This window comes from Burkholderia sp. Bp9143 (genome assembly GCF_003853645.1).
GTDB lineage: Bacteria > Pseudomonadota > Gammaproteobacteria > Burkholderiales > Burkholderiaceae > Burkholderia.
In genome coordinates, this window is the sequence record NZ_QTPO01000046.1 from 43,897 (window position 1) to 58,762 (window position 14,866).

Sequence of the window (14,866 nt, forward strand, 5' to 3'; positions counted from 1 at the left end):
CGGTGTGCCGGGTGACTCCCTGGAAGTCGGACGAGTCGACGATCAGACCGCCATGCACAGGTACTTGATGACGAGGTAATCGTCGATGCCGTAATGCGAGCCTTCGCGGCCGAGCCCCGACTGCTTCACGCCGCCGAACGGTGCGACCTCGTTCGAAATGAGGCCCGTATTGATGCCGACCATGCCGTATTCGAGCTGCTCGGCCACCCGCCAGACGCGCCCGATGTCACGGCTGTAGAAGTACGCGGCAAGCCCGAACTCGGTATCGTTGGCGAGCTTCACCACCTCGTCGTCGCTCGAGAAGCGGAACAGCGGCGCGAGCGGCCCGAACGTCTCCTCTCTCGCGACGTCCATCTGCGCGGTGACGTTCAGGAGCACCGTGGGTTCGAAGAAGCCATGCCCGAGCGCATGCCGCTTGCCGCCGGCGGCGAGCGTCGCGCCCTTGCCGAGTGCGTCCGCGATATGCGCTTCGACCTTGCCGACCGCCGCGTCGTTGATCAGCGGCCCCAGCGTCACGCCGCCTTCGGTGCCGTGCCCCACCTTCAGGCCCTTCACGGCCGCCACCAGCTTCGCCGCGAACGCGTCGTAAACCCGGTCGTGCACGTAGAAGCGATTGGTGCACACGCACGTCTGCCCGTTGTTGCGGTACTTCGACGCGATCGCCCCTTCTACGGCGGCATCGAGATCGGCATCGTCGAACACGATGAACGGCGCGTTCCCGCCGAGCTCGAGCGTCACCTTCTTCACGGTGGGCGCGCTTTGCGCCATCAGCAGCCGCCCCACGCCGGTCGATCCGGTAAACGACAGCTTGCGCACCACGGGGCTGCTCGTCAGCGCGCCGCCGATCGCCTTCGGGTCGCCGGTGACGATGTTGAGCACGCCGTTCGGCACCCCCGCGCGCTCGGCAAGCACCGCCAGCGCAAGCGCCGAGAACGGCGTCGCTTCGGCCGGCTTCACGACGATCGGGCAGCCGGCCGCGAGCGCCGGCCCCACCTTGCGGGTGATCATCGCGTTCGGGAAATTCCACGGCGTGATCGCCGCGCACACGCCCACCGGCTCCTTGACGACCACGAGCCGCTTGTCCGACGCGGGCGTCGCGAGCGTGTCGCCGACCACGCGCTTGCCCTCTTCGGCGAACCATTCGATGAACGACGCCCCGTAGACGATTTCACCCTTCGCTTCGGCAAGCGGCTTGCCCTGCTCGGCCGTGAGGATCAGCGCGAGATCGTCGGCGTGCTCGATCATGAGCTCGTACCAGCGGCGCAGGATGCGCGCGCGCTCCTTCGCCGTCTTTGCGCGCCACGCCGGCCATGCCGCATTCGCGGCGTCGATCGCGCGCGACGTCTCTGCCGCGCCCATCGACGGAACGCCGCCAAGCGTCGCGCCCGTCGCCGGATCGAGCACGTCGAAGCGCTCGCCCGAGTCGGCCTCGCACCATTGCCCGTCGATATAAGCCTGATGACGCAAGAGCGCCGGATCCTTCAACAGCGTGTTCAATTCCACGTTCGTTCCTTCCGGAATAAGAATGCATTGGGCGGCCCGAGCACGACTCGGGCCGCAAATTCGGCAAATTTCAAATGATGGTCGGCAGCGACGCAACGACGCGAAGACATTTCTTCGCACCCTTCGCAGTGCAAAGTAGCGGTGACAAGAACGGCGTCACGCAGCAAAACGCACTATCCGGCCTGACGCCACGAAGCACTTTCGTGACCATGGGCCAGCAGCTTGCGCGCGATCTCGGCCACCCGGTGCACGTGCGCGATGGCGGCTTCGCGCGCCGCCACCCCGTTGCCCGTCTCGATGCCCGCGAGGATCGCGCGCATCTCCTCGACCGCCTGGTGTCCGCGATCGTCGGAGGCGATCGTCAGCGCACGCAACCGGTTGATCCGCGCGATCAGCGTCTGCACGATCTCCCACGCGACATGCTTTTCCCCGGCGATGAACATGCGCTCATAGAATGCCGACGTGAGCGCCTTCACCGCCTGATGATCCTGCGCGTCGAACGCTTGCCGGATCTGGTCGATGCACGCCGCCAGGTCGGCGACCAGGGGTGCGTCGGCATGCTGTGCGCAGGCCATCGCCGCCTCGCCTTCCAGCAACGCGCGTATCTCGTAGATCTCGGCCGCCGTGTCGAAGTCGAGGATGGCGACGATCGGCCCCTGGTTCGGAATCGAGGCGACCAGCCCTTCCGTTTCCAGATGCCGCAGGACCTCGCGCACGACGGTCCGGCTCACGCCCAGGATCTCGCACAACGCGCGCTCGACCAGCCGCTCGCCCGGCTGGAAGTGCGCATCCAGGATCGCGTTGCGCATTTTCTCGAGCGCGAGCTCGCGCAGCGTGGCGGTGGGCCGCTGCACTTTCAGGGACGGCAGTGCGGGACACATGACTGCCGCCGTCAGGCTTGCGCGAACAGGCGCACGTCGCGCGCGTCCCAGTCGACGAGCGCCTGCGCACCGATCACGATGCCGTTGTCGTGCCGATGCGCGGCCGGCATGCGGATCGAGATCTCCTGCTGCCACGGCGTCGCCACCGCGTAGTGCATCGCATCGCCGAGATAGGTGACGTCGCGCACGGTCACGGGCAGGCCCGCCGTGCCGCTCGAACCCTGCGAACCGCCGGCGCGTTGCAGCGAGCTGATGCGCATCTGTTCCGGGCGGATCATCAGCGCGCCTTCGTCGCCGGCGGCGAGCGTCGGATGGAACATGTCGGACACCATCTCGAGTCCATTGGGGAACACGCCGCCCATGCGGCCGTCGCCGTGCTTCGTTACCTTGACCGGCAGGAAATTCGAATTGCCGATGAAGCTCGCGACGAAGCGCGAAGCCGGGTTCGCGTACAGCTCCTCGCCGGTGCCGACCTGCTCGATGCGCCCCTGGTTGAACACGGCGATGCGGTCCGACAGGCGCAGCGCTTCCTCCTGGTCGTGCGTGACGTACAGGATCGTCACGCCCGTTTCCTGGTGAATGCGGCGCAGCTCCAGCTGGATTTCCTCGCGCAGCTTCTTGTCGAGCGCGGAGAGCGGCTCGTCCATCAGCAGCACCGGCGGATCGTAGGCGAGCGCACGCGCAATCGCGACGCGCTGCTGCTGCCCGCCGGAGAGCTGCGCGGGCATCCGGTCGCGGCACTCGGACAGATGCACGAGCTTCAGCATCTGCTCCACCTTCGCGCGGATTTCGGCTTCAGGCCGGCGGCGCACCCGCAGCGGGAACGCGACGTTCTCGCCCACGGTGAGATGCGGGAACAGCGTATAGCGCTGAAACACCATCCCGATGTTGCGCTGGTTCGGCGCGACCGACAGCAGCGACTTGCCCTCGAGCAGCACGCGGCCGTCGGTCGGCTCCTGAAAGCCCGCGACGATATAGAGCGTGGTGCTCTTGCCCGAACCCGACGGCCCGAGGAAGGTCATGAATTCGCCCTTGCGTACGTCGAGCGACACCTGGTCGATCGCGACGACGTCGTCGTAGGTCTTGCGCAGGCGCTGGATTTGCAGGAATGCAGTCATGGCGTGTTACCTCAGTTAGCGCGTGCGCGGCGCACGACGGCGCCCGCCAGCATCAATACGGTCGTCAGTGCGACGAGCAGCGACGACGCGGCCGCGACGACGGGTGTCAGGTCCTGCCGCAACGTCGCCCAGATCCGCACCGGCAGCGTCTGCAGCGTCGGGCTCGACATGAAGATCGACACCACGACTTCGTCCCACGATGCGAGGAACGCGAAGATCGCGGCGGCAAAGAGGCCGAGCCGGATCGCGGGAAGCGTGACGCGCAGCTTCACCGTGAGCGGCGACGCGCCGCAGATCAGCGCGGCGTCTTCCAGCGCCGTGTCGAAGCTCACGAGCGAGTTGCTGATCGAGATGATCGAGAACGGCAGCGCGATGATCAGGTGGCCGATCACGAAGCCGGTCATCGTGCCGTTCAGGCCGATGCGCAGGAAGAATGCATAGAGCGCGACGGCGAGCACGACGACGGGCAACACCATCGGCGTGAGGAAGAAGCCCCGCACGGCCTCGCGGCCGCGGAACTTGCCGCGCACGAGCGCCAGCGACGCGAGGAACCCGATCGCGACGGACAGCACCGTGACGATCACCGCCAGCTTCGCGCTGGTCAGCAGCGAGTCGATCCAGCCCGCATCGGTGAACAGCTGCCGGTACCATTCGAGCGTCCAGCCCGGCGGCGGAAAGATGAGCCACTGCGAATCGCCGAACGACAGCGCGACGATGAAGAAGATCGGCAACAGCAGGAACAGCGCGACGGCCGCGCCCACGGCCACGAGAACCCAGCGCAGTGCGCCCAGGCGATCGAAATCGAGCAACATGTCAGCGACCTCCCGTAGTCGCGGCGCTGCCGGTGAAGCGCAGCTGCAACGCATAGAGCGCGAGCGTCACGGCGAGCAGCACGAATGCCGCGGCACCGGCGAGGCCCCAGTTCAGCAGTTCCTGCACGAGCTGCGCGATCAGTTCCGCGAGCATCATGTAGGACGGGCCGCCCAGCAGCGCGGGCGTGACGAAGTAGCCGAGCGCCATCACGAACACCATCAGCGCGCCGGAGGCCACGCCCGGCATCGCGAGCGGCACGAGGATGCGCCAGAACGCCTGCCAGCGGCTCGCGCCGCATACCGCGGCGGCACGCAGCGTCGACGGGTCGATGCTGCGCAGCGTGGCGTGCAGCGGCATCACGAGGAACGGCAGCATGATGTAGGTCATGCCGATCGTCACGCCCGTCAGGTTGTTTACGAGCGACAGCGGCTCGCGAATCACGCCGATCGCCATCAGCGCGCGGTTGATCGGCCCGGTCCCCTGCAGCAGCACCATCCACGCGAACGTCCGCGCGAGCAGGTTGGTCCACATCGACAGCAGCAGGATCGCGAACAGCACGGCACTGAGCCGGCGCGGCGCGATGGCGAGCAGCCACGCCATCGGAAAGCCCACCAGCAACGTGACGAGCGTCACGACCGTCGCCACGAGAAACGTATTGCCGAACACGCGCACGTACGTCGTCGAGCCGAGCAGTTGCTCGTAGTTGTGCAGCCCGGGCGTCGGCTCGAGCACGCTGCGCAACAGCAGCGACAGCACCGGCAACAGGAAGAAAATCACGAGCAGCAGCATCGCGGGCGTCAGCAGCCGCATGCTGCGCCAGTCGCGCCGCTTGCGCGCTTTCGCCGCGGGCGGATGCGCGACGGTACTCAATACGTTTGGCATGGTTTCTCCTTTGTCGGCCAGGGCCGGCGCTTCAGCGCCCGTTACCCCTGGCCCCATGCAGATGCGTTGCTCGGCCGGTCCGGTTCGATCCGGTTCGTCATCCTGACCGGAACGCGTGCCGATTCCCTGTTTCCAGGCCTGCTTACTTCGACTGCCACGCGTACCAGCGCTTCGCGATCGCGTCGCGGTTCTCGGCCCAGTACTTCATGTCGAGATTGATCTGCGAGGTCTTGTACTGGTCGGGCAGCGTCTTCGCGATCGCCGGCGGCATCAGCCCGGCCGACTTCACGTTGATCGGCGCATAACCCGTGTCGGCCGCGAATTTCGCCTGGGCCTGCGCGCTCGTCGCGGCGGCCAGAAACTTCATCGCCGCGTCGCGATGCTTCGCGCCCTTCGGGATCACGAGCATGTCGGCGGCGGTCAGGTTCTGGTTCCACGACATGCCGACCGGCACGCCGGTCTGCGCGAGCGCATGCAGGCGGCCGTTCCAGAACATGCCGACCGGCGCTTCGCCCGATGCGAGCAGCTGCTGCGACTGCGCGCCGCCGCTCCACCAGACGATGTCGCCCTTGATCGAGTCGAGCTTCTTGAACGCGCGGTCGAGGTCGAGCGGATACAGCTTGTTGGGCGCGACGCCGTCGGCGAGCAGCGCGATCTCGAGCACGCCCGGCGCCGACCACTTGTAGAACGTGCGCTTGCCCGGGAAGCGCTTGGTATCGAACAGGTCCGCCCAGTTTTGCGGCTGCGCGCCCGTGTACTTCGACTTGTTGTAGCCGAGCACGAACGAGTAATAGAAGCTGCCCACCGCGGAAGTCGTCGCGAAGCGCGGGTCGAGCTCGGCCTTCTTCACCACCGAATAGTCGATCGGCTCGATCAGCCCGGCCTTTTCGGCTGCGTAGGCAAAGTCGCCTTCGACGTCGACCACGTCCCAGCTCACGTTGCCGCTGTCGACCATCGCCTTGAGCTTGCCGTAGTCGGTCGGCCCGTCCATCAGCACGTTGATGCCGCTCGCCTGCGTGAACGGCTGCGCCCAGTCCTTCTGTTGCGACGACTGGGTCGTGCCGCCCCAGCTCGTGAACACGATCGGGTCCGCGGCCAGCGCGGGCGCGGCGCACAGCGCGACCAACGGGGCGATACAGGCGAGGCGCGATGCTGCGAAACGCGGGTTGCTTCTGCTGCTCATGGTCTCTCTCCAGGGGGAAACGGTTGCGGCTCGCGGCCACCGGAACGGCAGCCATTCGAATACACGTGTTCAGGCCGGCAGCGCCAGCCGCGCCGGCTTCTCGATCTTGTCGTTCATTACCGTGCCGCGGCGCGGCGACCCTCGGGCCACCCGCGCGCGGCGCGCCGGTTCCGGCCGGCGCCGTCAGTGCGCGAGCGCGAGCGGCTGCACCGTGCCGGCTTCCGTGTCGCCGACATAGATGCCGTACGCGTCCTGCCGGCGTTCGCGCACGTAGCGTTCGAGCATCGCGCGCACGGCGGTGTCGGCGATCTCGTCCCACGGCACCTGCCAGAGCGGCACGATGCGGATGCTGCTGTCGAACCAGGGCGAACCGGTGGGAATCACGCGGCCGCGGTAATAGATATGGACGCCCGGCTCGCGCGCGCCGGCCGATTCGAATACGGCGAACAGGAAGTCGAGATGCGTGTTGAGGCCGAGTTTCGCGAGCACGCCGCGCAGGCTCGCCGCGTCGCTGGCCGGTTCGAGCCGGATGCCGGTCGGCAAGCGCAGGCCTTCGGGCGTATCGACAAGCACCAGCCCGTCGCGATGTTCGAGAATCGCGCCCACCTGCGCGCGGCGGAATCCGAGCGTGTCGAATACCTGTTGCTGCGCGATTGGTCCGGTCATCGACTCAGTCATGGCGTGCTCCCGTGGTCACTGCGTTACTCGATGAGATTATGGTATGCCATCTTATGGACTACAACAATGAACATCGTATTATGGAATACCATGAGTCGCACCGGCCGAATCGACAGACAAAACAAAAGGCCGCCGGCATGATGCCGGCGGCCTTTGCACTTCAAGCGCGCGCTTCGATCCCGCGCCCGGGATTTCGTCAGTTGTCGGTGAGTGCCTCGTCCTGCTGCTGCGCGAGCGCCGACAGCGCGAGTTCGGAAACCCGCTTGATGTGCGCGGCGGACGCCGCCGAAGCCGCCTCGCCGTCACGCCGCTCGATCGCGTCGAGCAGGCGGTTCATCTCGGTGTTCGAGTCGCCGCCGCGTCCCGGCATCGCGATGGTCAGCGCACGCAACCGGTTGATGCGCGCGTTGAGCGTCTTGACGACCGTCAGCGACACCTGCTTCCCCGCGGCCTCGAACAGCGTTTCGTAGAAGCGCTCGGTGTACTCGAGCACACGCGGCAGATCCTGCTTCTCGAATGCATCCTCGATCACGGCGCGGACCTCGCGCAGTTGCCGCACGACCTCGGGTGTCGCGCCCTCGGCGCACGCGCGCGCGGCATTCGCTTCGAGCAGGCCGCGCAACTCGTAGATCTCGCCGACTTGCGCCGGATCGAGCCGCGCGACCACCGGCCCTTGCCGCGAAACGGTCTCGACCAGCCCTTCGGTCTCCAGATGCCGCAGCACTTCACGCACCACCGTGCGGCTCACGCCGAGTTCGTCGCACAGCGTGCGTTCGACGAGCCGCGCGCCGGGCCGGAAATAACCCTGCACGATCGCACCGCGCAGTTTGTCGAGCGTCAGTTCGCGCAAGGTCTTGGCATTGCGGTCGATTTTGAGGTCTTGCATGAGCGGTACTCTGGAAACGGGGGGTGGCCTGCAGCCGGCAGGAAGCCGGGCGCAGGCATGGAATGCCATATTATGACCTAACTGTCAGAGCTTTCCATCCCGCGCCGCGAGCGCACCGTCAGCCACGCGATCAGCCCTCGAGCCCCTCGACGATCGCGATCTGGGCGCGGCAATGTCCATCCCGCTTCGCCTTCGCCGCCTGGTATTCGGGCGAGTGATAGCACGCGAGTGCCGTCTGCATATCCGGGAAGCGGATCACGACGTGGCGCTCGAACGAGTCCCCCTCCAGCACCTGCGATGCGCCGCCGCGCGCCAGGAACACCGCGCCGAACTTCTTGAACGCCTGCGGCGCGAGGTCCGTGTAGTCCTTGTATTTCACGGGGTCCAGCACCTGCACGTGGGCAATCCAGTACGCACTCATTTCTCGCCTCCAGTTTCGGGAAATTCCCAGACACGGGTTAACACTCATGGCATGCCGTAACATGGTATACCACAATGAATCCCACAATCAACGCACGAAAGGAAGGTGCCATGAGCCTGATTCGGAAATCCGTCCTCCATGTCGAGACGCTCTACGTGGACGGCGACAAGGTCGCCGCCAAGCCGCTGAAGATGATCGGGGCGGCCGCCGTGATCAAGAACCCGTGGGCAGGCCGCGGGTACGTCGAGGACCTGTCGCCGGAGATCCGCGCGCTGGCGCCGCAGCTCAGCGAACACCTGACGAAGATGATCCTCGACGAAGCCGGTTCGGGCGACGCGGTCGAGGCGTTCGGCAAGAGCGCGATCGTCGGCCTCGACGGTGAAATCGAGCATGCGTCCGCGCTGATCCACACGCTGCACTTCGGCAACACCTATCGCACGGCCGTCGGCGCCAAGTCGTACCTCGCGTTCAACAACACGCGCGGCCCGGCCAATGCGCCGCTGTTGATCCCGATGATGGACAAGAACGACGAAGGCCGTCGCTCGCACTACCTGACGCTCCAGTTCTCGATTCCGGACGCACCGGCCGCCGACGAACTGGTCATCGCCATCGGCGCCGCCACCGCCGGCCGTCCGCATCACCGCATCGGCGACCGCTACAAAGATCTCGCAGAGCTCGGAAATGACGTCAAGAACCCTGCCGCTGTCAAATAAGCGCATCGCCCACTACCTCGACCAGGGTGCCGGCGAACCGCTGGTGCTGATTCACGGCGTGGGCATGCAGGCGAGCGCGTGGTATCCGCAGATCGACGACCTGTCGCGCGATTTCCGCGTGATCTCCGTCGACATGCCGGGCCACGGCGCGAGCGATGCGCTCGACACCGACGCCGACCTGCGGCAGTTCGTGCAGTGGGCGATCGAGTTCATCGAGGCGCTGCATGTCGGCCCCGTCAACCTGGCCGGCCACTCGATGGGCTCGCTGATCGCCGCCGGCGTCGCGGTGACGCGGCCCGATCTGGTCAAGCGCGTGGCAGTCCTGAACGGTGTGTACCGCCGCACCGAGCAGGCGCGTGAAGCCGTCCTGCAACGCGCCGCCGAACTGCGCTCGGGCACCATCGACGTCGATACGCCGCTGCGGCGCTGGTTCAACGCGGAGGAAGCGCAGCAGGCCGCCGCGCACAAGGTGGAAGCGTGGCTGCAGTCCGTCGACCTGGCGGGCTACGCCACCGCGTACACCGCGTTCGCGAAGGGCGACGAGGTGTATGCCGACGGCTGGCACCGGATCGCCTGCCCTGCCCTCGTGCTGACGGGATCGGACGACCCGAATTCGACGCCCGAGATGGCCCGGCAGATGGCGCAGGCCGCGCACGACGGCAAGGCCGTCGTGATCGAGAACGAGCGCCACATGGTGAACCTGACCGCGCCCGAGCAAGTCAATCGCGCGCTGCGTGCCTGGTTGCATACCGTGCCGCACGCGGAAACCCTGAAATCGGAAGTGTGACATGAGCCAAGCAACCAGCCAGGAAGCCCCGACGATCAACACCCGGGAGCTGCGCGATGCATTCGGCGCGTTCATGACCGGCGTGACGATCGTCACCACCGCGCGCGACGACGGCCAGCCGCTCGGCTTCACCGCGAACTCGTTCTCGTCCGTGTCGCTGGACCCCGCGCTGCTGCTCGTCAGCATCGCGAAGACGTCGAGCAATTTCCAGACGTTCTCCACCACGGGCCACTTCGCGATCAACATCCTCGCGGAAGGGCAAAAGGACCTGTCGAACACCTTCGCGCGGCCGAGCGACGATCGCTTCGCGCAGGTCGGCTGGCACCTGAGCGCGCATCGCAACCCGCTGATCGACGACGTCAGCGCGTGGTTCGACTGCACGACGCACGCGGTGATCGATGCGGGCGATCACGCGCTCATCGTCGGCAAGGTCGAGGCGTTCCATTCCGCCGGCTACGCGGGGCTCGGCTATTACCGCGGCGGCTATTTCACGCCGGCGAAGCTGTCGGCCGAAGTGATCGCCGGCCCGAAGGTCATCGTGAGCGCGATCATCACGCGCGACGACAAGGTGCTCATGGTGAAGACGGCCGACGGCAAGTGGGCGCTGCCCACCAGGGAAATCGGCAACGAAGGCGCCGACAAGGCGCTCGCCGAACTCTTCCGGCACTACCAGCCGGACGCATCGGCAAGCTTCATCTATTCGGTCTACAACAATACCGAGACGCACTACCAGTACATCTCGTTCCTCTGCAGCGCACCGGACGAAGTGGCGGTCGCCGGTGAATTCGTAAGCCTCGACGACATCGAGACCGGCGCGTTCCAGGACAGCGCCGTCGCCAGCATGCTCGAGCGCTATCGCAGGGAGAGCCAGTTGAAGAGCTACGGCCTCTATTTCGGCGATCACAGCACCGGCACCGTCCGCCCGCTTCTTTCCTGAAAGGTCACATCATGCGTTTTTCGCTTTTCGTTCACATGGAGCGCGTCTCCGACCAGACCAGCCAAAAGCAGCTGTACGACGAGATGGTCGAGCTGTGCCAGATCGCCGATCGCGGCGGCATGCACGCCGTCTGGACCGGCGAGCACCACGGCATGGATTTCACGATCGCGCCGAACCCGTTCATCAACCTCGCCGATCTGGCCAACAAGACGAAGCGTGTGCGGCTGGGCACGGGCACGGTCGTCGCGCCGTTCTGGCACCCGATCAAGCTCGCCGGCGAAGCCGCGATGACGGACATCATCTCGGGCGGCCGCCTGGAACTCGGCATCGCGCGCGGCGCATACTCGTTCGAATACGAGCGCCTGATGCCGGGCCTCGACGCATGGGGCGCGGGCCAGCGCATGCGCGAACTCATTCCCGCCGTGAAGAAGCTGTGGGAAGGCGATTACGCGCATGACGGCGAGTTCTGGAAATTCCCGTCGACGACGTCGTCGCCGCTGCCGCTGCAGCAACCGCATCCGCCGATCTGGGTGGCCGCGCGCGATCCGAACAGCCATGAGTTCGCGGTGGCCAACGGCTGCAACGTGCAGGTCACGCCGCTGCACCTCGGCGACGAGGAAGTCGAGAAGCTGGTCGGCCACTTCAACGCCGCGTGCGAGAAGTTCAGCGACCTGCCGCGCCCGAAGATCATGCTGCTGCGTCACACCTATGTGGCGAGCAGCGAGGACGACGCGCAAGTGGCCGCCGACGAAGTCAACGTTTTCTATAACTACTTCGGCGCGTGGTTCAAGAACGAGCGTCCGATCAGCCGCGGGATGATCAAGCCGCTGAGCCGCGAGGAAATCGCCGCGCACCCGTTCTACACGCCGGAAGCCATGCGCAAGAACAACGTGATCGGCACGCCCGCCGAAGTCATCGCGCGCCTGAAGGCTTACGAAGCGCTCGGCTTCGACGAGTACTCGTTCTGGATCGATACCGGCATGAGCTTCGAGCGCAAGAAGGCTTCGCTCGAGCGGATGATCCGGGACGTGATGCCTGCGTTCCAGTAAGGGGACGATGCCATGAACGTGCATTTTCAGCTGTATATCGACGGGCAGTTCGAGCCCGGTGCCGCGACTTTCGGCAGCATCAATCCGGCAACCGGCGCCGTATGGGCGCAGATGCCCGAAGCGCGCACCGACGAGGTCAACCGCGCGGTCACGGCGGCCGGCCGCGCATTGACCGATCCTGCCTGGGCGGGATTGTCCGCATCCGCGCGCGGCAAGCTGCTGTACAGGCTCGCCGATCTCGTCGAACGGGCCGCGCCGCGACTCGCTGAAATCGAAACGAACGACACCGGCAAGATCATCCGGGAAACGTCGAGCCAGATCGCGTACGTCGCCGAGTATTACCGCTACTACGCCGGCATCGCCGACAAGCTCGAAGGCAGCAGCATCCCCGTCGACAAGCCCGACATGCAGGTGTGGCTCGAGCGTCAACCCGTCGGCGTGGTCGCCGCGATCGTGCCCTGGAACAGCCAGCTGTTCCTGTCCGCGGTCAAGGTCGGCCCGGCCCTCGCCGCCGGCTGCACGGTCGTGCTCAAGGCGTCCGAGGAAGCGCCGGGGCCGTTGCTGGAGTTCGCGCGCCTCGTGCACGAAGCCGGGTTTCCGCCGGGCGTCGTCAACGTCATCACCGGCTTCGGCCCGGAATGCGGCGCGGTGCTGAGCGGCCATCCGGGCGTGGACAAGGTCGCGTTCACCGGCGGCCCCGAGACCGCGCGCCACATCGTGCGGAATACGGCCAACAATCTCGCGAAGGTGTCGCTTGAGCTCGGCGGCAAGTCGCCGTTCATCGTGTTCGCCGATACCGACATCCAGAGCGCGGTCAATGCGCAGGTCGCCGCGATCTTCGCGGCGAGCGGCCAGAGTTGCGTCGCGGGTTCGCGTCTGCTGATCGAGGCTTCCGTCAAGGAGCAATTCCTTGCGTTGCTGGTCGAGCGCGTGTCGCGCATTCGCGTGGGGTCGCCCAACGAGCGGGAAACGGAGTACGGGCCGCTGTGCACCGAGCGCCAGCTTCGCAACATCGAGGCGGTCGTCGCGAGTTCGGTGCGCCAGGGCGCGAAAGTGCTCGCCGGCGGGAAGCAGCTGGAGCGCGACGGGTACTACTACGCGCCGACGATCCTCGACTGCACCGGCGTCGAACATGCCGACAGCATCACGACGGAGCTGTTCGGCCCGGTGCTGTCGGTCGACACGTTCGAATCCGAGCAGGAAGCGATCGAGAAAGCGAACAGCACGGCCTACGGTCTCGCCGCCGGCATCTTCACGACCAACCTCACGCGTGCTCACCGCGTGTCGAAGCGCGTGCGTTCGGGCATCGTGTGGATCAACACCTATCGGGCGGTGTCGCCGCTCGTGCCGTTCGGCGGCTTCGGCCTGTCCGGGCACGGCCGTGAAGGCGGCCTGAGCGCCGCGCTCGAATATACGACGACGAAATCCGTGTGGCTGCGCACGTCGGACGATCCGATCAGCGACCCGTTCGTGATGCGTTGAGCGGAACGCATTCGCCCGCAGTATCGAATCAAAGCCGCAGAAGCCATGTCGTGCCATGCCGCGCCGCGCCAGCGAGCACGTGCGGCGCGGCATGGCCCCGGCAATAAAAATGGAGACGGCATGACACAGCAGGAAAGCGACGGCAGCGTTCTCGCCATCGAAAGCAACTCGATCGAATATGTTCCCCCCGAGGCGCGGCACGGCAAGCCGGCCGACCTCTTCACCCTGTGGTTCTGCACGAACGTCGCGCCGCTGGCCGTGATCTCGGGCGCCACGTCGGTGCTGGTGTTCCACCTCGACCTGGTCAGCGCGATTCTCGCGATCGCGGCCGGGCAATGCTTCGGCGCGATCTTCCACGCGCTCACCTCCGCGCAGGGGCCGCTCGTCGGCGTGCCGCAGATGATCCAGAGCCGCGCGCAGTTCGGCCGGTACGGGTCGCTGCTGGTGGTCGGATTCACCACGCTGATCTACCTCGGCTTCTTCGTGTCGAACATCATTCTCGCGGGCAAGACGCTCCACACGGCGGCGCCCGCGGTGCCCGTGCCGGTCGCGACCGTCATCGGCGCGGTGCTCGCGACGCTGGTCGGCGTGATCGGCTGTCACTTCATCCATCGCTTCAACAAGGTCGGCGCGTGGTTCATGGGCGGCGCGCTGCTGATCGGCATCGCGCTGATGGTGCCGGGCCTCGACGCCCGGATCTTCCAGCAGGGTCATTTCGATCTCGCCAACTGGTTCGCGATGTTCGGGCTGTGCGCGGTGTGGCAGATCAGCTTCGCGCCCTACACGTCCGACTATTCGCGCTATCTGCCGACGTCCGCCGGATTCGCGAAGACCTTTGCGTATACGTATTTCGGCACGTCGCTGGGCACGATCTTCGCGTTCCTGTTCGGCGTGCTCGCCGTCAGTACCGGGCATTCGACGGACGCGATGCAGGCGGTCCGCGAGCAGACCGGCGCATTCGGCTACGTGCTGATCCTCCTGTTCCTGGTCAACATCATCGGCCACAACGGGATGAACCTGTATGGCGCGGTGCTGTCGTTCATCACCGCCGCGCAGACGTTCCGCCCGCACTGGGTGCCCGGCCGCAACGTGCGCGTCGTCGTGTCGACGGTGCTGCTGGTGGCGTCGACCGCGACCGCGCTGTGGGCATCGAGCAACTTCATCTCGATCTTCCTCGACGCGATCTTCGCGTTGCGGATCGTGCTGGCGCCGTGGATCGCGATCAACCTGATCGACTTCTACCTGGTCAACAACCGGCATTACCGCGTCGCGGAGATCATCAGCAGCAATGGCGGCGTGTACGGGTCGTTCAACGTCAAGGCCATCGCGATCTACGTGTTCGGCGTCGCGGTCCAGGTGCCGTTCATGGAGGAAAGCTTCTTCCACGGACCGTGGGCGTCGATTCTCGGTGGCGCGGACGTGTCGTGGATGGTGGGCCTCGTCGCCACAGCAATGGCTTGCTACCTGTTCGCGTCGAAGGACGCCTCGCGTGCGCGCGGCCGGTGTCCGGCGTGCGCCAGGGTTTTGGATTAA

At 66.1% G+C, this 14,866-nt stretch carries 14 protein-coding genes and 1 pseudogene; 6 read left to right on the top strand and 9 right to left on the bottom strand.

Annotated features, from left to right (window positions below):
* Positions 1-42: 42 nt before the first annotated feature.
* The 9 genes and pseudogenes from DIE23_RS29205 to DIE23_RS29245 all read right to left on the bottom strand — a co-directional run bounded on the left by DIE23_RS29205 (position 43) and on the right by DIE23_RS29245 (position 8,365).
* A complete protein-coding gene (locus DIE23_RS29205) occupies positions 43-1,503 on the bottom strand; it encodes an NAD-dependent succinate-semialdehyde dehydrogenase (RefSeq protein WP_124615279.1) in 1,461 nt (486 codons plus the stop codon).
* 173 nt (positions 1,504-1,676) lie between these two features.
* A complete protein-coding gene (locus DIE23_RS29210; protein ID WP_124615280.1) occupies positions 1,677-2,384 on the bottom strand; it encodes a GntR family transcriptional regulator in 708 nt (235 codons plus the stop codon).
* Between the two features lie 11 nt (positions 2,385-2,395).
* Positions 2,396-3,502, bottom strand: coding sequence for an ABC transporter ATP-binding protein (locus DIE23_RS29215; RefSeq protein WP_124615281.1), 1,107 nt, complete (start codon positions 3,500-3,502; stop codon positions 2,396-2,398).
* Between the two features lie 11 nt (positions 3,503-3,513).
* Entirely contained in the window at positions 3,514-4,314 is an 801-nt protein-coding gene (locus tag DIE23_RS29220) for an ABC transporter permease (RefSeq protein WP_124615282.1), read from the bottom strand.
* A 1-nt stretch (position 4,315) separates the two neighbouring features.
* Entirely contained in the window at positions 4,316-5,197 is an 882-nt protein-coding gene (locus DIE23_RS29225; protein ID WP_124615283.1) for an ABC transporter permease, read from the bottom strand.
* Between the two features lie 142 nt (positions 5,198-5,339).
* Positions 5,340-6,380, bottom strand: coding sequence for an ABC transporter substrate-binding protein (locus DIE23_RS29230; protein WP_124615284.1), 1,041 nt, complete (start codon positions 6,378-6,380; stop codon positions 5,340-5,342).
* Positions 6,381-6,563: 183 nt separating this feature from the next.
* Positions 6,564-6,995 (bottom strand): annotated as a pseudogene (locus tag DIE23_RS29235) (flavin reductase); the annotation flags it as partial.
* A gap of 259 nt (positions 6,996-7,254) precedes the next feature.
* The gene (locus tag DIE23_RS29240) at positions 7,255-7,944 is read right to left on the bottom strand and encodes a GntR family transcriptional regulator (protein ID WP_124615285.1); all 690 of its coding nucleotides are present in this window, start codon (positions 7,942-7,944) and stop codon (positions 7,255-7,257) included.
* A 130-nt stretch (positions 7,945-8,074) separates the two neighbouring features.
* Positions 8,075-8,365 (bottom strand): DUF1330 domain-containing protein, encoded by a 291-nt coding sequence (locus DIE23_RS29245; protein WP_124615286.1) that lies wholly within the window; start codon positions 8,363-8,365, stop codon positions 8,075-8,077.
* A gap of 110 nt (positions 8,366-8,475) precedes the next feature.
* Between DIE23_RS29245 and DIE23_RS29250 the strand changes: the two genes are divergently transcribed.
* From DIE23_RS29250 to DIE23_RS29275, 6 genes are all read left to right on the top strand, one after another.
* Positions 8,476-9,078: an amino acid synthesis family protein gene (locus DIE23_RS29250; protein WP_124615287.1), complete on the top strand. Its 603-nt coding sequence runs from the start codon at positions 8,476-8,478 to the stop codon at positions 9,076-9,078.
* Positions 9,047-9,865: an alpha/beta fold hydrolase gene (locus DIE23_RS29255; protein WP_124615288.1), complete on the top strand. Its 819-nt coding sequence runs from the start codon at positions 9,047-9,049 to the stop codon at positions 9,863-9,865. Before DIE23_RS29250 ends, DIE23_RS29255 begins: the two co-directional genes overlap by 32 nt.
* 1 nt (position 9,866) lies before the next feature.
* Positions 9,867-10,802 carry a flavin reductase gene (locus DIE23_RS29260; RefSeq protein ID WP_124615289.1) on the top strand — a complete coding sequence of 312 codons (936 nt, stop codon included), beginning with the start codon at positions 9,867-9,869 and terminating at the stop codon, positions 10,800-10,802.
* 11 nt (positions 10,803-10,813) lie between these two features.
* Positions 10,814-11,851: an LLM class flavin-dependent oxidoreductase gene (locus tag DIE23_RS29265; RefSeq protein WP_124615290.1), complete on the top strand. Its 1,038-nt coding sequence runs from the start codon at positions 10,814-10,816 to the stop codon at positions 11,849-11,851.
* A gap of 12 nt (positions 11,852-11,863) precedes the next feature.
* Positions 11,864-13,333 (top strand): aldehyde dehydrogenase, encoded by a 1,470-nt coding sequence (locus DIE23_RS29270; protein ID WP_124615291.1) that lies wholly within the window; start codon positions 11,864-11,866, stop codon positions 13,331-13,333.
* 120 nt (positions 13,334-13,453) lie between these two features.
* Complete coding sequence (locus DIE23_RS29275; protein WP_124615292.1) at positions 13,454-14,866, top strand: cytosine permease; 1,413 nt, start codon at positions 13,454-13,456, stop codon at positions 14,864-14,866.